Source organism: Arthrobacter sp. P4_F10 (assembly GCF_056401435.1).
Genome location: NZ_JBFUJJ010000021.1, coordinates 23207 through 41679 on the forward strand (window position 1 = coordinate 23207; position 18473 = coordinate 41679).

Below are 18473 nucleotides of genomic sequence, written 5' to 3' on the forward strand. Positions count from 1 at the left end.
ATGAGTACTGCACAGACACCGGTGACACCGTCCACCGGAAAATTGGTCATCGCGTGGGCGCTGGTCGGCGTGCCCCTTGGGTATGGCGTATACGAGACCCTCACCCGCGTGGCGGCCCTGTTTGGCTGACACCGTGGTTGCGGAAGTCTCCGGTGACCACCCGCGCGTGGCTCGGGTGCCGTTCACCAGGCCGGAGCCCTTCACCACCCGCCCCACACTGCAAGGCACCTTCGGGATGAGCGCGTCCACGCACTGGCTCTCGACGGCGGCTGCCCAGGCGGTGCTTGAGCGCGGCGGCAACGCCTTCGACGCCGCGGTGGCGGGAGCCTTCGTGCTCCATGTGGCGGAGCCGCATCTCAACGGGCCCGGCGGGGACATGACCGGGATCTTTGTCACCGCGGACCGGCCGGATCAGCCGATAGTCCTAATGGGGCAGGGGCCGGCGCCGGCCGGGGCCACCGTGGAGCATTACGTGGCCGAAGGCCTGGACCTCGTTCCGGGCTCAGGTGCCTTGGCCGCCGCGGTGCCTGCCGCCGTCGACGCCTGGCTCCTGCTGCTGCGTGACCACGGAACGTGGGAGCTGGACGCGGTGCTGGATTTCGCGATCGGCTACGCGCGGGACGGCCACCCGATGCTCGGCCGGGTTGGAACCACCATCGCCGCCGTGGCCGCGCTGTTCGAGACGCACTGGCCCACGTCGGCTGAGCTGTGGATGCCCGGCGGAAGGATCCCTGCCGAAAGTGAGCTGGTGTGGAACCCGGCCTATGCCCGCACACTGGAACGGCTCGTGAAGGCCGGAGTTAAAGCGCCTACCCGCGAGGCAGGAATTGATGCGGCCCGGCGCGAGTGGCGGGAGGGCTTCGTGGCCCGCGCCATGGTGGATTCGGTTCAGTCCCCGCACCGGCATTCCTCGGGCACGGACCACCGCGGGGTGCTCGCCCTGGACGACCTGGCGGGGTTCGAGGCCGGGTATGAGTCGGCCGCCACCGTGGAGTTCCGGGGCCACACGATCGCCAAGACCGGGCCCTGGGGTCAAGGACCGGCGCTGCTGCAGACCCTGGCCATCCTGTCCGGGTTCGAAGACAGATGCCTTGATCCGTCCACCGAGCTGGGGGCGCACACCATCCTGGAGGCGCAGAAGCTCGCGCTCGCGGACCGGGAGGCGTACTACGGCGACACGGACGTGCCGCTGGACTACCTATTGTCGGAGGAATACTGCGCCGGCCGCCGGGCCTTGATCACGGACCGGGCCTCCCACGAGTTCCGGCCCGGCACCGTGCCGGGCCGGGAGCCGTACATCCCACCGCTGCGCACCGATTACACGCCGCCGGCGCTCGCGGGCAATGCCTTCGCGGCCGGACTCGGCGTCGGCGAGCCCACCGTGACACCCGCGGGGGAGACCCGGGGCGATACCTGTCATATCGACGTCGTGGATAGGTGGGGCAACATGGTTTCGGCCACACCGTCGGGCGGCTGGCTGCAGTCCTCGCCCGCGATCCCGGAGCTGGGCTTCTGCCTGGGCACGCGGCTGCAGATGACCTGGCTGGAGCCCGGGACGCCTTCCACGCTGACACCCGGCAAACGCCCGCGCACCACTTTGACGCCGACTCTCGTGCTGCGGGACGGCCACGCCGTGGCCGCGCTGGGTTCGCCCGGCGGCGACCAGCAGGACCAGTGGCAGTTGCCGTACCTGCTCCGGACCATCGTGGGCGGGTACTCGCCGCAGCAGGCCATCGACGCGCCGACGTTCCACACGACCTCGATGCCCGGGTCCTTCTGGCCGCGCACCTGGGAGCCCGGCGGCGCCGTCGTCGAGGACCGGCTCGGGGAGGACGTCATCGAATGCCTTGAGCGCCGCGGACATGTTGTCACCCGGGCTGGTGACTGGGCGCTGGGGCGGCTGTCCGCCGTCGTGCGGGATCCCGAGACCGGGGTCCTGCAGGCCGCGGCGAATCCGCGGGGTGCGCAGGGCTATGCTGCGGGCCGGTAGCGGTAGCGGTAGCTGCGCTCAGCGGAGGAGCTGAGCAATTCTCGCTTCTTAGCCGGAAGTGGAGCCGGTCCATGAAGCGGAGCGATAGGAGTGCGCTTCTTTCTCAACTTTCTCAAAGTTGGTCCACTTTGTGGTCGGGCTTAGACCAGCCAATGCCATTGGAGTGATGTTCGGTGAGGCCGCTCGCAAAGGGATGCCCGTCCCCCCACAAGGCCAGCAACGACTACGGTGACAATCTCCACACCAGGGCGAGGGCGCTCCGTCAGAGAAATATCAGAGTCACCGTCGAGCCAATTTTTGAGGTCATCACTAATCCCTGTTCCATCCCGCATCACGCAGCCCGGCGGCGTTGCCCCCGCGCGGCCAAGACTTTGGCTTGAACGTGGGAACCGCACGGCCCGGCGGGGTCGCCTGGGCCGTGGTCATGCGGCCGTCACGAGGTCGTCTGGACGGAAGTAGTGGTTCCGACTGGGTTGCTGGCGCGGGTCGAGGTGGGGTGGCGGGATGAACCAGGGAATCCCGGTTTTGAGCCGGATGGTCCAGTGTTCCTTGTGGATCACGTGATGGTGATGGGAGCAAAGCAGGACCCCGTTGCTGACCATTTGTTAGTCTGACCCCATGAAGCCACCTCGTTCGGCCGCGATCTACGCCCGCATTTCCTCGGACCAGTCAGGGGAGGCTTTAGGCGTGACGCGCCAGTTGGAGGACTGCCGCAAGCTTGCCGCCGACCACGGCTGGTCCGTCGGAGACGAGTACGTCGACAACGACGTCAGCGCCTACAAGGGGAAGCCCAGACCCCAGTACCAGCGGATGCTTTCCGATCTTGCGGAAGGGTACCGGGACGCGGTGATTGTTTACAATATGGACCGGCTGACCCGGCAGCCGATGGAGTTAGAGCAGTTCACCCGATTGTGTGAGCAGGCCGGGGTGACCCAGGTGAAGTCGGTGACGGCTGACATTGACCTCGGTAACGATGACGGACTCTTTATGGCCCGTATCCTGGCTGCCATCGCCTCCAAGGAGTCCGGGAGGAAGTCCCAGCGTCTCCAACGGAAGGCGCGACAACTGGCGGAGCAGGGACTACCCAACGGCGGCCATCACCGCCCGTTCGGATACGAACAGGACCGCATGACGGTGAACGAAGCCGAGGCTGAGATTCTGCGTCAGGCCGTGGCCCGGTTCCTTGCCGGGGAATCCTCACGTTCAATCTGCGTCTGGCTCAATAACGAAGGAGTGCCTACCACGGCTGGCGGCACATGGCAGACGATGACACTGAACGTGATGCTCAAGTCCGCGCGCATCGCGGGGCTGCGGGAACACAAAGGAGTCGTCGTCGCGGACGCTCAATGGCCAGGGATCATCAGCCCGGAGCAGCGGCAGCAGATTCTTGGCCACTTCGAAACCAAGAAACGGACGAACACCCGCGCACCGCGCCGATACGTGCTGTCCGGCCTGTTGCGCTGTGGCAAATGCGGAAACAAGCTGTTTTCCGCCGTCCGCGTCGACACCCGCCGATACGTCTGCCTGTCAGGCCCGGACCACGGAGGCTGCGGAGGTATCACGATCGTGGCCCCGCCGCTGGAAGAGTTTCTGTCCGCTGCGGTACTGATGCGCCTCGACACTGCCGAGATGTCGGATGCGTTGGCCGGGCGCCGGGCAGCGGACGAGCGGCAAAGCAGTTTGCTGGGAGCGTTGGAGACGGACCGGAGCCAGATGACGGAACTGTCCGAGCTATGGGCGGCCAAGGAAATCTCATCCGCGGAGTGGAAAGCGGCCCGCGGCCCCATCGAGGCCAGAATCAAGGTGACCGAGCGGCAGCTTGCGCAGGCATCGAACTCCACAGCCTTAGACGGGTTGATTGGTACTGGTGGCCAGTTGAAGGACACATGGGAGACGCTGAACCTCGACCGGCAGGCCGCGATCATCAAGGCCGTCCTCGACTACGTGACCATTCTGCCGGGGACACCGGGGGCGCGATCGCTGGACCCGGCACGGATACAGCCCGTTTGGCAGCTATGACGCCGCGGCGGTACTCCGGCCGCTACCGCGTCCGTCCGTTCCGGGCGCGGCACCCATGAGCACGCCAACCCGGGCGAGAACACCGGGATCGGTCACACGGACCGGAACGCCCTGGGCTGCGCAACTGGCCTCCACCCACGCAGCAAGCACTCTCTGATCGAGCATCATGCACCCCACTGCGCCCAGATCGCAGGAGCACCGGCCCAGTCCTCGACAGAGGCCGATGACCACTCAGTCACCGGAGGCCCGTTCAGATACTCGGATGCCTGAGCCAGAACATCAGCCGGGGAGTGGCCGCTGAGAGCGAGCTTGACCGGCTGGAATCCTTGAGCGACGTCATAACGGTGAAGCCCGAAAACCCGCGACCCCGGTTCCGTGAAGGTCTTCGACACGTACTTCGACAGATACCCGGCAGCCTTGCGTGCCTCAGACAAAGCCCCCGAGCCGACCGGCAAGTCGCCGAGCAGCTTGATATGGACGTGCCCGCGGCCCCAGGCCTCTTTGATCAGTCCACGGTGAATGTACCGTCCAACGGCGAAATGGGCGTGCAGCCCGTGATCGGTCTTGTGCCACTCCGGAACCCAGGCGTAAGGAAGTGGAGAGCCGCCAAGGCCCGAGCGGAGATCCCGAAAAAATGCGCCCAGGTGTGAGCGTAATTCCTGTGGGTCATGGCAGCCGGTACCGGCATACGTCAGCGTCCCGAGACGGTTGAGACGGTTGGCAGCGCAGTAGCGGCGCAGCTTTGACCCCGCGCGCCTACCGGCTTCGGCAGCAGCACGTTCCGGATTGGCGGCTGAGCCTTTGGCGACGAACGCGCGGTTGGGCTTATACGACGAGCGGAACCCGCCTCCGCCCTCGCCGGCATCCGGGTAGAGAGAGAAGAACCAGCCGGCGTCCGGAGCGATAAGCCGGCCAAGTGAAGTGCTGACAGCAGAAGTGGACATGGGACCCCAAGAGAACGAAACCGACAAGGAATCGCTGAAGTCCACCGCAAAGTCGAAAGAAAGAACCGGGCTAAGACAGGGGCTTCAGCATCCGGTCTCGCTCCGGATGGGCCCTCTCTGTTTTAACCGTGAGCATTATCTGGAACGCGGGCCTACCACGTCGCTCGGCCCTCAGGACGGCCACCCTGCAAATTAATTATTCCGGCCCTGAGTTGGTTCTGCCGGGTACTGCAATGCGCCCATCCTGCCATACGAATTACATGGCTGTCATTAACTGCCGCGTAACCGTTCGTCCTCGGACGCGGAGCGTCCTGCGGGCGCTGCGTCACTTGCCACGTTGAAGCCAGTAATCTGAGCTGCATGAATACGAGTCACCGCACCTCAGGCGAGCATGGCCCTGACATTCTGGTCGTCGATACCTTGGGCGGCAACCAGCCTCACCTGGCCCTGCTGGATGACCCGCACCTCACCTTTTGCGGAGTGGAGACTTCGTGGCCCTCACGGACCTGGTTCGCTCTGACCGGATGCAAGCGTTGCGCCAAGTCAGCGCGGAAAAAGGGGATTGCAGCGATCACCGATGTAGACGGCGATATGTGCCTGATCTAGTCCCCGAGTTATGTTGCTATTTCAAGTGAAGGGCCGCGCTTCGCGCGGCCTACCCTGCCGTCTCAAGTAGCCTAGGGGTCAGACAGCGATATGGAATCACAGCGAATGGAAAAACATGACAGACAATTGGCTCGAAGTTGACGAGGCGGACGAATATTCGCCAGGTAGCGAACCCTCGAGCGAACAATCCGAGGCGCTCGATCTCTCGTCAGGTGAGCGACGGTTAGTCACACAGCCCTATGACCTCGGGGTCAAAGGAATTGTGGACGACATTGATCAAGGAAGAATAAGCCTCAATATTGAGTACCAGCGCCAGTACATTTGGGACCGTGGCAAAGCAAGTCGGCTGATTGAGTCGCTCTTGCTGAACGTCCCGATCCCAGTCTGCTACTTTGCGGAGGACGAGGCAGGCGTCTACGAAGTCATTGACGGTTTGCAGCGACTAACAACTATCGCAGACTTTCTGCGGGGGGAGTTTGCCCTTACTGGTTTGCCCGTTCTCAAGGAGCTGGACGGTAAGAAGCACGAAGACCTTGCCCCCCGCGATCGTCGGCGACTCGAGAACCGAACTATTCGCTGCATCGTGATAACTGAGGACAGCCACCCGGATATCAAATTCGATGTTTTCGAACGGCTTAACACCGGAGCCGCGATGCTGACAGCACAGGAGCTTCGGAATTCGGTGTATCGGGGCGCTTTCAATGACTCGCTCAAGAAAATCGCGGGAGAGGAGTACTTCACTGGCTTGCTCGGAACTTCAAGCAACAAGCGGATGGAACTTGAGGAGCTGCTACTACGATTCTTCGCACTCATGGCCGATCTCGAAGGTTACAAGCCGCCGTTGCGGCAATTCCTCAACACTCACATGCGCAAGAATCGTCAGACGCCCGCAGACCCGCAATTAGTGGAATTGTTCAGAGAGTCTTGCGAAACTGTATTCGAAGTTCTCGGCTCCGCGCCATTCAGGGTTTTGGGTTCCAAAAACGTCTTGAACAAAGCAATGTTTGATGCAGTCATGGTTCCAGTCGCGCGAGCCGATCAGAAGGCGCTACGGCAACACGCCGACGAGTTTAAGAAACTCATCGAAGGGCTTCCCCAGGAAGAGAAGTTCACAACTGCAATCGGGCGGGCAACAGCCGACAAGCAACGAATGCTTTACCGAGTGGGTAGAGTCGCTGACGGCATCCGCTCGATGGGTGTGACCGTTGATCTACCTGAAGGTCTTGGTCTAGATGCCACCACCGGTAGCGCCACGGGCGCCTGAGAATGACAGCGTTCAACGATTTCTCCTCTGGGATAGCAGAGGTAAGAACCTTACTCTCATTGTGCACAGGCGAAGCCAAACACGAAGACGTCCTCGGTGACGCCCGCAGCAACGCAATATGCCGGGCGGCCACGGTTCTCCTAGTGAGTCATTTTGAGAGCTTCCTGAAGACAACGGCAGAAGAGTTCATAGACGCAATCGCGACTGGGGACGTCACCTCGCGCGCCATCCCCGTTGGGGTAAAGGAACTGCACTCCATACCGCGTATGGAAGAGATCCTTGCCACCAACAATACCAATCAGCGAGTAGTGCTCTTCGGGAAAATTGCTGAGTACAACTGCCTCTGGGTCGCAGATGCAAAGCCACCTCCTCGACTACTTAAGTCTGAAATTCTGCGGCGCGTGGTCACCAATCCCGGCAGCCAGATCATCGACACGCTGTACACACTCATGGGCGCTTCTACGCCAGTTTGCGACGGCGATATTGACGTCGAGTTGGCCGATCAGGGTGCTCCCGCCCCCGTCAATATCCGGCTGATGCTAAGAACCGTCGTGGAGTGCAGGAATGATATCGCTCATGGCGACGTCACGCGGATTCCGACCAGCGAGGACGTTGACCGTTACATTCGCCAGCTAGAGGCCTTTGCGCGACGGCTCGAAGCGAGGGCGACACTTCTAGCGGAAAACGTGCGGCGCTGACTCCGCACTCTCCATCCCACACGTCTACCGACTCCCCGGGAGGGGTAGGTTCACAAGTTGTGCCGTTGGTGGAATCATGCCGACCAATCGGTCACGCCGGTCGTATGTCTTCAGATTCAGCGTCCCTGACGGCATCGATCAAGCCTCGTGATTTCGGCGACGCCTCGTGCCAAAGGATGTCTCGTTCCCTCAGGAGCTTCTGCAGATCCGACCATGCAATCTTCCGAAACTGTGTACGCGGGCGCTGCTTCGAAGCCTCACGCATCCGCGTTAGCCAAGCTGGCTCTTCATCACCTATGACCATGCAGTGAAGCATCCAACAACCGCACCCCGCAGTCAACGGTGCTCGTGCCTGACCTGGCACCGTGCAGCCGCGAAGAGTCGCCTCGGAGGGGTCATATTAGCAACTTGTCCCGTTGTCCGTCCCGGTGGTCCCGCCGCGGGACCAGTAGGTGATGTGGTGGGCCTCGCACCAGGGTGCGGGGATGGTGCAGCCKGGAAAGGCGCAGCCCCGGTCCCGGGCCGTGATGGCTTTGCGGAKGTGCGGCGGGAAGACCCGGGAGGCGCGGCCGATGTCCAGGACCCGGCCCTCGCCGCCGAGGACGACCGGGATGATGTCCGCGTCGCAGGCRATCTTCCGGATCGTGGAGGCGGTGACGGGCCCGGTGAACAGCAGCRCCCCGGTRCCCGTCCCGTTGCCTGTCCCGTTCGCCGTCCCGGGCTGTCCGGTGTTTGCTGTGGCGCCRGGGGTGTTCTGCAGCCGGGTGAGCAGGTCCCGGTAGTCGATGGTCRCCATGACCTGGGGSCGGAGCCCGCCGGCGGCGGGCAGCGTTCCGGCGGCGAGGGCGACCTTGCACGCGCCGACCAGTCCGTCGAGCAGCCTCTGGGCCCGGGAGCGGAGGTCCAGGGCCGGCAGCGCGGGGTCCKCATCCGCGGCGGGCTCATCGCCGGGGCCGGGCTGGTGCTCCGGGCTGGTCGCGGCGGCCGAAGCGCCTGCACCGKTCGAAACGTCGGGAGTARAAGCGCCYGCACCGGACGGGTCGTAGTCGGCACGGGATACGCAGGCCGATGCCCCGGCGGCAGCAGCACCGACCGAAGCCTCACCGGAGGCCGCGCCGGCGGTCCAGCCGCCGCCGCCCGAAGCGTCACCGGAGGCAGTGGCGCCGGTCCAGCCGCCGCCGCCCGAAGCGTCACCGGAGGCAGTGSCGCCGGTCCAGCCGCCGCGGGCGGCAGCGTCACCGGAGGCCGCGCCGGCGGTCCAGCCGCCGCGGGCGGCAGCGTCACCGGAGGCCGTGCCGGCAGTCCAGCCGTCGCCGGCGGCGGACCTCTCGGCGGTGTCCGTGGCCGGGGAGGTTCCGGTGTTGCCGGTGCGGGGGTTGGTGGCGGTGTTCATGACGGTCAGGAGGTGTTCGAACTGTTCGGTGGTCGCGAAGATCTCGAGGTGGTGCAGGCCGTGGCGCCGGCGGCGGATGAAGGCGCCCTGGAGCTGGCGCAGCAGTTCCTCGGAGGGCTCGGCGCCGTCCTGGTCCAGCGCGTCGGCCCAGCTGCGGGTGACGCGGACGAGGAAGTCGGCGTCGTTCTCGGCGGCCGTGCGGGTCAGGGCGTGTTCCATCCGGGCCGCGGCGTCCGCCTCGCACAGGGGCCGGACCCGCTCGAGCGCGGCGGTGATGACGCTCGCGGCCCGGGACGCGACYTCRCCGGCCGCGACCGCGGCCCCGAGCTCCCGGTGCAGGGGCGGCACCGGCCGGCCGGCGAGTCCCTGCCCGGGCAGCAGAGCCTCGGCGAGGGAGAGCCTCCGCCGGGCCTCCGCGGCGCCGATCCGCAGCCGGGCCCGCAGGAACTCCATGGTGTTCCGGTACCCGTCATCCAGGACCGACGCCGGCGCGGCTGACCCGTCAGCCACGTCAGCCGCGGCCGCCGTCGCAGAGGCAGGAGGCGCCGCCGTCACGGCCGCCGATCCGGATACGGCAGCCGTCAGGGACGCCGCCCCGGACGCGCCGCCTGCGGACGCGCCTGCCGCGGCGGTGCCGGCAGGCGCCGCGGCTCCGGATCCGCCGGTCTCCCAGCCGGCCGGGCTCTCCCGCCAGCCCGTGGTCCACGAGGTGACAGCCCCCGCGGCCCCGGCATCGGCCGCGGACTGCTTCCGGGTCCGGTCCACAGCCGAAGCCGCCACCAGCTGCAGAAACTCCACCGTGCGCGAGAACTCCTCCACCCGTCCGGCGAAGTCCGACGCGGCTCGGAATCCCCACGACCCCGCGTCCTGTTCCGCCGTCGCAGTCAACGCCTGCAACGCGGTCAGCGCGCCGTCCAAGCCGTCAATCCCGTCCACACTGGGTTGCTGGACCGGGGCTGGGCCCCGGTCCGTGTCCTGCCCCTCTTCCTGGCAAGCAATGAAATCCCTGACGGCTTCCATAACCAGAGTCTGCCAAAGGGGTGTGACATTTTTAGGCAGGACCCCGAGTGTGCACTCTGGCAACAAAGGCGACATCGCCATGGCCGGTTTGTCGTCAGGAAGATCCTCCGCGACAACTCTGCAGTGAACGCGGCGGCCAGGTGGGCATGACCTTGCGGGTCGCGGCCCCCACCGGCTGTTGCACCGAGTCGGCATGCCCGGCGGAACAAATGCACCTACACTGCTGGAATGCCTATCATTCCCGATTCCAAGGACTGGACCTGGGTCCTGTCACGGCCCTGCCCCGAGTGCGGTTTCGATGCCTCCGCTGCGACCCCTGCCACGGCCCCGGGGATGGTCAGCAGCATGCTCCCACGCTGGCGGGCGGCCCTTCGACGGCCGGACGCGGCGGAACGCCCCAATGAGGCCACGTGGTCCGTCCTCGAGTACGGATGCCACGTCCGGGACGTCTTCGCGCTTTTCGATCACCGTCTGTCCCTCATGCTGACCGAGGACGATGCCCGGTTCGATGACTGGGACCAGGACAAAACGGCAATCGAGAAGGACTACGCCAACGCCGACCCAGCTGAAGTCGGTGTTGAATTGACCGCCGAGGGCGAGCAGATTGCTGCGTCCTTCGCGCGGGTCCCGGAGGAGGATTGGGGGCGCAAAGGGACCCGGAGCAACGGCTCGGTGTTCAGTGTCCTGACTTTCGCGCAGTACTTCCTGCACGACGTCGTCCATCACCTCCACGATGTGGATGGCTAGCGTGTGGACGGCTAGCGCGAAACACGGCCAGCACGCCGGCGGCTGGCACCCAGACGGCTGGCACCCAGACGGCCGGCACTCACACGGCAAGTCTGCGGTCCCCAGATAAAGCTGTCCCCTAAAGCATTCCCTAAGGCGCCGGCTGGAGATCCTTGTCCCAAGCCATGCTTCGGTTGACCGCCACATAGCCCATCTTGACGTAGAGCGCGAGGGCTCCGGTGGGGTTCTCCGAATCGACGTCCAGCGAAGCCACGTCCATCCCCGCGGCGGCGAAGCGGCGCATGGCATCGGCCAGGAGCACCTGCGCGATGCCCCGGCCCCGGAATTCCCGCCGGACTCCGAGGAACTCGGTGTATCCCTCGCGGAACCCCCGGGTCAGGGCGGCCTCGGCGTCGTGGGTGGCCAGCTGGTAGCCGGCCACAATCCCGGTGGAACGGTCCAGTACGACGCCACTCAAGTCCGGCCGGGCCTGCGGATCGTTCACCACAAAGCCCCAGGCCTCCTCGTCGCGGGGCTCGCTGCCCCAGTGGTCCCGAAATGCCGCGTTGTGCGCCAGCCGCACCGGCTCATGCAGCGCCGGTCCAAACGTCACGAGCTCCAGTGCCGGGTCCAGGATGGCCTCAGGCACAGTCTGGGTCAGCGGCCGGTGCATCTCGTTGTAATAGCGGACAATGCCGTAGCCGGAACCGGCGAACAAGGCGGCCTGGTGTTGGTGCTGCTGCTCCATGTAGAGCCGCAGCCTCGGGCGCGGGACCGCGGACCGTGCGTCCCCGTCCTCGTCGGCAGTCCCCGCCGCGCGCGCGTCCTCGGCGAAGCGGTCCCTGGTCCGCTGTTCCATCCAGCCCAGCAGTCCGGTGCCGATCCCGCTCCCCTGCCACTCAGGGTCAACGCAGCCGGAGCCGTTCGCCTTGTCACCGTCGCGGTTCTTGGTGATCCGGCCATATGCCCGGGCAACACCGTCCGGATCGAAGCCGAGGAGGGTGTTTGCCGCCACCGGGTTGTTCTTCGACTCCAGGATCTGTTCCAGATCCGCCCGGCGTTCAAACCAGACGGGCTGCTCGACGGCGGCGGTCCGGGCGATCAGCCTGGCCCACGAGTCGAGGTCGCCGTGCTCCGCCGCCCGCCAGGACAGCCGGGGATCGAGTGCGGGCCGGGGCAGGAGCTCGCCGTTTTGGTTCATGGCAACAGGCTAATCGGCCGGCTACCCCCGCGCCAGCACAGCCGCCGGCACCGGACCGTCGCCCGCGGCCGCCGCGGCAGCCGCGGCGTCGAGGTCGAGTCTGGTGTCAGCGGGGTCGATATCGTTCGGGTTGTGGGTGACAAGGACAACGGTCCGGTCGCGCAGCCCGTTCCGCAATTCGGCGAGCATGAGCCTGCCTGATTCCGCATCGAGGTGTGCGGTCGGTTCATCGAGCAAGATGATATCGGCCCCGGTCATGAGCGTGCGCGCAACGGCCAGACGGGTACGCTCCCCGCCGCTGAGGAACGCCCCGCCCGGGCCGATCCGGGTGTCCAGTCCGTCCTCAAGCCGGGCCAGCACCGGACCAAGTCCGACGGCGTCGAGGGCAGCGCGCATCTGCTCGTCGCCTCCGGCGGCCGCGGACGTTCCGCCCGCCGCGGCATCCCCGGCTCGCGCGGCATCCCCGGCCGCACCCGTGGCGCTGTCCGTGCCGGCGCGAGCGGGCTCAGGCCGCGCGAGTTGAAGGTTGCCCCGGATGGTCGAGTCGAAAAGGTGCGCCTCCTGCGGGCACCAGGCGGCGCGCCCGCTCAGGTACAGGTGGCCGCCGGCCGCCGGCAGGAAACCCAGGATCGCTGCCAGCAGGGTCGATTTGCCGGAGCCGGAGGCGCCGGTGACGGCCAGCCAGCGCCCTGGGCCGGCCTCGGCAGTGAGTCCGGTAAAGACGTTGCCGCTGCCAGGCCACGCGGCTGCGAGGTCCACAAGTTCGATCCCGGGCCCGCCGCCGGGTCGCGAAGGCACGTGCACCAGGCCGCCCGTTGCGGCGTCGTCGCCCTCCGGTTCACCATTGGCCCCCGGCTCCAGGACACCTGCCTCGCTGATCCGCCGCATTACGGCGCGCAGCGCCGGGTATTGCCGCACGGCCGTGGTGATGGCCGCGTAGGGGTCCACCAGGGCAAGCTGCACCAGGACCACGACGGCGACCGTCTCCGCTTCGACCGCGCCGCTCAGAGCGAGCGGGGCGGCCAGCACGGCACTGGCCAGGGCGGCTCCGGCGCAGGCCAGGACGGTCAGGGCCTGGCCGAGCCCTTCCGCCCACGCCGACCGCTGTGAAGCAGCCGTCGCGGCCCGGTCCGCCCGGCCTATCGCACCAAGCACGGGGGCGCTCACGCCGTTCGCATTCAGTTCTGCGCGGGCGTCCAGGGCGGCTGCCACGTGACGGAGCACGCCGGAGCGGAGTTTTTGTTCGGTGCCGGCAGACATGCGGTCGGCGGCCAACGCCAGTGCCGGGGCAACGACGATGCTCAGCAGCGCTGCCACAACCACGGCGGGCAGCGCCGCGGGAAGCAGCAACCCGATCCCGCACACTGCGGCCACGGCAACAGCCATGGCAGTCACGGGCGGCAGCACGACGCGCGGCAGGAGCTCGCGGACAGTGTCGACGTCGTCCACCACCGTGCCCAGGACGTTGCCACCCTGCAGCAACCGGCGCAGGGACAGTGCCCGCCGGCTCAGCGACTCCCACAGCCGGCCCCGGAGCCGGGTCAGGGCGGCGAACACGGCGTCATGCAGCAGCAGCCGTTCGGCGTACCGCAGGCCCGCCCGGCCGACGCCGAAGAACCGCACGCCGACGATCGCGGTGAGCAGGTACAGGATGGGGGGCTGCTCGCTGGCGCGGATGATGAGCCAGCCGGAGAGCCCGGCGAGGGCGACCGCGAACAAGGCCGCCAGAGTGCCTACGGCTCCGGCGGCGGYAAACCGGCCCGTTACCGGGGCCAGCAGGCGACGCAACTGGGAGGTGACTGAGCCGGCCGGGCCGACCGAGCCGAATGAGCCGGCAGAGCCGACGGCCACGGCAGGCGCGGCGCCAGCTTCAGGGCCGCCAGGCGTTGCGCTCGGCGTTGCGCCCCGGCTCGGACTCGGCGTCGCGGCAGCCGCGGCGGAAGGCGGCCGGATGGCCGCGGCCTGGACGTCAGCGGCCTGGACGTCCGCATCGATTGATGCCGGCAAAGGCGTGGCGATGGACGGATATTCGACTCCGTGGCGCCCGGAGCCGTGCGGAGCCACCGCGACGAGCATGTCGGCAAGCTCCCGGGTCTGCCGGTCGTGCGCGACGAGCAGCACAGTGACCTGTCCCCGGAGCCCGGCGAGGGTCCGATTGACCTTTGTGGCCGATTCCCGGTCCAGATGGGCGGTGGGTTCATCCAGGAGCAGTACGCTGGCGCCGGCCTCGATCCTTGCCAGCCCGCGGGCCAGCGCCACCCGCCGCAGCTCCCCCGGGCTCAGCTCGGCCGGGTGCTTGGCGGCCAGGTGTTCCGCGCCCACGGCCGCGAGGCACCGCTGCGCTGCCGCATCGTTTTCCGCGCTGGCCGAACCGCCGGTGGCAGCGCTGGCCGCGGCGGCGTCGGGTCCGTTGGCGGGAACACCGAGATACAGGCGGATCTCGTCCAGCACCGTGGAGGCCACCATGACGGGGTGCTGGGGCACCCAGGCGAGATCCGCCGTCGTGAATCCTCCGAGGCGTCCCGATACGACGGTCCCCGAGCCCGTCCCGACGGTCCCCGCGAGGACTCCGAGCACGGTGCTCTTGCCCGCACCGCTGGCCCCGTCGAGTGCCGTAATCCGGCCGGCAGGGGCGGTGAAGCTCAGCGGACCGACGGCGGCATCCCTGCGGCCGCCGAACCGAACGCTCAGCCCGTCCACGGTGATGGCGGGCGGTCCAGCGGCAAATCCGGCGTCGGGCGCCGGAACCAGTGGCGCGGTTTCCGGCACTGAAAGGACCGCAGTGGTTTCGGCGAGCGCTGCCCGGCCTTCGTCGCTGGCGTGGTGTGCGGTGCCAAGCTCCCGGAGCGGCAGGTAGCAGTCGGGGGCCAGGATGAGGGCAAGCAGCCCTGCCTCCAGCGCCATGTCGCCGTGAACCAGGCGGACGCCGATGAACACAGCGACCACCGCCACGGAAATGGTTGATATGAGCTCAAGGGCCAGGGCGGAAAGAAAGGCCGTGCGCAAAGTCCCCATGGTCCGGGAGCGGTATTCCTCGGACATGTCCTCCAGTGCCTGGCGCTGGGCGGCGGCCCGGCCCAGGCCCACCAGGACGGGCAGGCCTTTGGCGAGTTCGAGCATGTGGCCGGAGAGCCGCGCCAGTGCGGACTGGGCTTCCCTGACGCGTTCCTCTGTGTACCGCCCGATCAGCACCATGAACAGCGGCACCAGCGGCACCGTCAGCACGATCACCACGGCGCTGATCCAGTCGGCGAACAGGATGCGGGCCCCCAGCAGCAGCGGGATGGCCGCGCAGTTGACCAACGCGGGCAGGAACTGGGTGTAGTAGTTATCCAGGGCATCCAGCCCACGGGTGGCCAGCACGGCGAGGCCGCCGTCGGCGGGCCCGGACGCCCGCGTTCCGTTCCTGAGCGCCTGCTCCAGCAGCTGAGAGCGCAGCTCCTCCTTTACCCCGAGTGCCGCCCGGCGCGAGGCCACCGACTGCGCCCACACGGTCAGTGAGCGCAGCACGGCTCCGGCGGCCCCCAGAACCAGCTGGTCGGCCCAGGCGGGGTCATGCGCCGCGAGCCCGGCGAGCATCGATGCCACGGCCTGGGCCATCAGCACAAGGGACAGCGCCTTCAGGGCGGCCAGCAGTCCCAGCAGGTAGAGGGCGGAACGGGTCGCAGGGCCGGCGGGGAACGGTCTCATCAGCGAGTTAGTCCTTCGGTGCCAGGGCTTTGGCGGCGATCGCGGGAAGGAAGCTGTGGGCCTCGGGGATGTGCGCCGCGCTGACCCGGCGCCGGAACACCCAGTACGTCCAGGCCTGGTACGCCAGGACCAGCGGCAGCCCGATGCAGGCCACAATGCTCATCAGGCCCAGGGTGTAGTCCGAGGACGAGGCGTTGGAGACTGTCAGGTTGAACGCGGGATCCAGGGTGGACGGGAGCACCACGGGGAAGGCGGCACCGAAGATGGATGCGCTGCCAAGCAGGAGGAATGCCCCCAGCGACAAGAAGGCACGGCCTTCGGCATCCTTCCGGGCAAAATTCCACGCCAGGACTGCCGCGACCACGGCGGCGACGACGGCAGCGATGGTCCAGGCCTCGCCGCTGAGAAGTTGGAGGCTCACGGCCCAGCCGGCGATAGGCAGCAGCAGCACGGGCAGCAACCGGACGAACCATGCCCGCGCCCGGTGGCGGACCTCGCCGTCGGTCTTCAGCGCCAGGAACCCGAGCCCGTGCAGGAGGGAGAACCCGACGACGGCGAACCCGCCGAGCACGGCGTAGCCGCTGAACCAGGCGAACGGGCCGCCCTCGCGGTCACCGTTGGCATCCAGCGGCAGTCCCGTGGTGGTCAGGGCCAGTGCGGCGCCGACGCCGAAGGCAGCGACGAACGATCCTGCCGCGATGGCCCAGTCCCAGCGGGCGCGCCACCGGGGGTTGTCCACTTTGCCGCGGTATTCGAAAGCGACTGCACGGAAGATGAGCGCCACGAGGACCAGCAGCAGCGGCAGGTACAGTGCGGAGAACAGCGAGGCGTACCACAGCGGGAAGGCCGCGAAGGTGGCACCGCCGGCGGTCAGGAGCCAGACCTCGTTGCCGTCCCAGACCGGGCCGATCGTGTTGATCAGGACGCGGCGCTCCGTGTTGTTCCGGGCGAATACCTTCATCAGCATCCCGACGCCAAGGTCGAAGCCCTCGAGAAAGAGATAGCCCGTCCACAGCACCGCGATGGCGACGAACCAGATGGTGGGTAGCAGTTCCATGCTGAGAATCCTCTGCGCTTTTTGTGTGGGGTTGCTGGGTAGGTGGGTTGCTGGGCGGGCGCCTAGTAGGCGAAAGCCAGGACGTCGTCGTCGGGCTTGCCTGGACCGCCCCGGGGGGTGCCGTCCTCGTTTTCGTCAACGGGGGCATGTGCGAGTTCCGGCATGGCCGAGGCCACGCCGCCGCGGATGTACTTGACCAGGAGCTTGACCTCCACCACCAGTAGCACTGCATAAATGCTGGTCAGCACCACGAGGGAGGTCAGGATCTCGCCGGCCGAGACTCCCGGTGAGACGGCCGCGGCGGTGAACATGAAGACCTGATCGATTCCGCTGGGGTCCGGGTTCGGGGCGACGACGAACGGCTGGCGGCCCATCTCGGTGAAGATCCAGCCCGCGGCGTTGGCACCGAAGGGTGCGAGGATGCCGAACACCGCCAGGCGCATGAGTCCGCGGGAGGCCGGCACGGTTCCCTTGCGCGTGGCCCACAGGGCCACCAGGGCGGCGAGGGCGGCCACGCCACCGAAGCCGATCATCATCCGGAAGCCCCAGTAGGTGACCTCCATGACGGGCACGTACTGGATTTGCTGGCCGGCGCGGTCCCCGTAGATGGGGTTGTCCGGCAAAGTGGTGCCGTACTTGGCCTGGTACTCATCCAGGAGGCTGTTGACGCCCTTGACCTCCGTGGTGAAGTCGCCCTTGGCCAGGAAGGACAGGATGCCGGGGACCTCGATCACGGCCACGATGTCGTCGCAGTTCTTGGCGCCGACGTTGCCGACGCTGAGGACCGAGAAGCCGGTGCCGTCGTGGCAGGCTGCCTCGGCGGCGGCCATCTTCATGGGCTGCTGCTCGAACATGAGCTTGCCCTGGAGGTCCCCGGTGACGGCGGTGCCAGCGAAGGAAATCATGGCGACGACGGCGCCGATCCGCAGCGAGCGGATCCAGACGGTGTGGTCTGCGCGGTCCCGACCGAGGATGCCGGCGGCCTCGCCGGGAATCACCTTGCCATCGGCCCCGATCGTGTCGATGCCGTCGTGGCGGCGGCGCCACAGGTGGTACCAGGCGATCCCGAGGAGGAAGCCTCCGGCGACGGCGAGGGCGCCGAACAGGGTGTGCGGCACGGCCACGAGGGCGGTGTTGTTGGTGAAGACGGCCCACGCGTCGGTCATGACGGGCCGGCCGTTGACCATTTCGACGCCGACGGGGTGCTGCATCCAGCTGTTGGCCACGATGATGAAGTAGGCCGAGAACACGGAGCCAATCACGGCAACCCAGAGGCAGGCCAGGTGGACGCCGGGTTTGAGTTGTTTCCAGCCGAAGATCCACAGGCCCAGGAACGTTGACTCGACGAAGAAGGCCAGGAGCGCTTCCATGGCCAGCGGGGCGCCGAACACGTCACCGACAAAGCGGCTGTACTCGCTCCAGGCCATGCCGAACTGGAATTCCTGCACGATTCCGGTGGCGACGCCCATGATGAAGTTGATCAGGAAGAGCTTGCCCCAGAACTTCGTCATGCGCAGATATTCCGGCTTGCCGGTGCGGTACCAGAGCGTCTGGATCACAGCCACCACCAGCCCGAGGCCGATCGTGAGCGGCACCATCATGAAGTGGTAGACCGTGGTGATTCCGAATTGCCAGCGTGCGATTTCCAAGGCGTCCAAGGCAGTCCCTACTTTTGGCTAGGTCCGAGCAACTTCTACGCGGCGTAGAAGTAAGTCTTCTACAGAGTGTAGAACACAACGGCGCTTCCCCGTAACTCAGACTCCCACGGCGCGTCACGGCCTGCAATGGTCGGACTGGCGCCGTCCCGGCGCTCCAGACCGGCCGTCCGACACGCCGAACGGCCGTGTTCTACTTCATGTAGAAAG

General features: G+C 66.9%; 13 protein-coding genes. 6 read left to right on the forward strand and 7 right to left on the reverse strand.

Annotation, left to right across the window (positions count from 1 at the left end; all coding sequences use genetic code 11):
• Together AC1DR1_RS17300 and AC1DR1_RS17305 are read left to right on the forward strand one after the other, a co-directional pair.
• Positions 1-129, forward strand: coding sequence for an MFS transporter small subunit (locus AC1DR1_RS17300; protein ID WP_476992968.1), 129 nt, complete (start codon positions 1-3; stop codon positions 127-129).
• 106 nt (positions 130-235) lie between these two features.
• On the forward strand, positions 236-1990 hold the full coding sequence (locus AC1DR1_RS17305) for a gamma-glutamyltransferase family protein (RefSeq protein ID WP_476992980.1): 1755 nt from the start codon (positions 236-238) through the stop codon (positions 1988-1990).
• A 422-nt stretch (positions 1991-2412) separates the two neighbouring features.
• Here AC1DR1_RS17305 and AC1DR1_RS17310 read toward each other — a convergent pair whose 3' ends face one another.
• Entirely contained in the window at positions 2413-2592 is a 180-nt protein-coding gene (locus tag AC1DR1_RS17310) for a hypothetical protein (protein ID WP_476992981.1), read from the reverse strand.
• 16 nt (positions 2593-2608) lie between these two features.
• On the opposite strand from AC1DR1_RS17310, the gene AC1DR1_RS17315 reads away from it, so the two are divergent.
• Complete coding sequence (locus AC1DR1_RS17315) at positions 2609-4009, forward strand: recombinase family protein (RefSeq protein WP_476992969.1); 1401 nt, start codon at positions 2609-2611, stop codon at positions 4007-4009.
• Positions 4010-4173: 164 nt separating this feature from the next.
• Here AC1DR1_RS17315 and AC1DR1_RS17320 read toward each other — a convergent pair whose 3' ends face one another.
• Positions 4174-4953, reverse strand: coding sequence for a rolling circle replication-associated protein (locus tag AC1DR1_RS17320; RefSeq protein WP_476992970.1), 780 nt, complete (start codon positions 4951-4953; stop codon positions 4174-4176).
• 721 nt (positions 4954-5674) lie between these two features.
• Here AC1DR1_RS17320 and AC1DR1_RS17325 point away from each other — a divergent pair.
• On the forward strand, positions 5675-6823 hold the full coding sequence (locus AC1DR1_RS17325) for a DUF262 domain-containing protein (protein ID WP_476992971.1): 1149 nt from the start codon (positions 5675-5677) through the stop codon (positions 6821-6823).
• Between the two features lie 2 nt (positions 6824-6825).
• A complete protein-coding gene (locus AC1DR1_RS17330; RefSeq protein WP_476992972.1) occupies positions 6826-7521 on the forward strand; it encodes an MAE_28990/MAE_18760 family HEPN-like nuclease in 696 nt (231 codons plus the stop codon).
• A 400-nt stretch (positions 7522-7921) separates the two neighbouring features.
• Here AC1DR1_RS17330 and AC1DR1_RS17335 read toward each other — a convergent pair whose 3' ends face one another.
• Complete coding sequence (locus tag AC1DR1_RS17335) at positions 7922-9850, reverse strand: HNH endonuclease signature motif containing protein (RefSeq protein WP_476992973.1); 1929 nt, start codon at positions 9848-9850, stop codon at positions 7922-7924.
• Positions 9851-10162: 312 nt separating this feature from the next.
• On the opposite strand from AC1DR1_RS17335, the gene AC1DR1_RS17340 reads away from it, so the two are divergent.
• Positions 10163-10681, forward strand: a complete 519-nt coding sequence (locus AC1DR1_RS17340; protein ID WP_476992974.1) for a DinB family protein — start codon at positions 10163-10165, stop codon at positions 10679-10681.
• A 130-nt stretch (positions 10682-10811) separates the two neighbouring features.
• Here AC1DR1_RS17340 and AC1DR1_RS17345 read toward each other — a convergent pair whose 3' ends face one another.
• From AC1DR1_RS17345 to AC1DR1_RS17360, 4 genes are all read right to left on the reverse strand, one after another.
• Positions 10812-11861 carry a GNAT family N-acetyltransferase gene (locus tag AC1DR1_RS17345; RefSeq protein ID WP_476992975.1) on the reverse strand — a complete coding sequence of 350 codons (1050 nt, stop codon included), beginning with the start codon at positions 11859-11861 and terminating at the stop codon, positions 10812-10814.
• A 21-nt stretch (positions 11862-11882) separates the two neighbouring features.
• The gene (cydD, locus tag AC1DR1_RS17350) at positions 11883-15551 is read right to left on the reverse strand and encodes a thiol reductant ABC exporter subunit CydD (RefSeq protein ID WP_476992976.1); all 3669 of its coding nucleotides are present in this window, start codon (positions 15549-15551) and stop codon (positions 11883-11885) included.
• 7 nt (positions 15552-15558) lie between these two features.
• On the reverse strand, positions 15559-16608 hold the full coding sequence (cydB, locus tag AC1DR1_RS17355) for a cytochrome d ubiquinol oxidase subunit II (RefSeq protein WP_364744459.1): 1050 nt from the start codon (positions 16606-16608) through the stop codon (positions 15559-15561).
• Between the two features lie 62 nt (positions 16609-16670).
• Positions 16671-18266 carry a cytochrome ubiquinol oxidase subunit I gene (locus tag AC1DR1_RS17360; RefSeq protein WP_229993249.1) on the reverse strand — a complete coding sequence of 532 codons (1596 nt, stop codon included), beginning with the start codon at positions 18264-18266 and terminating at the stop codon, positions 16671-16673.
• Positions 18267-18473: the final 207 nt, after the last annotated feature.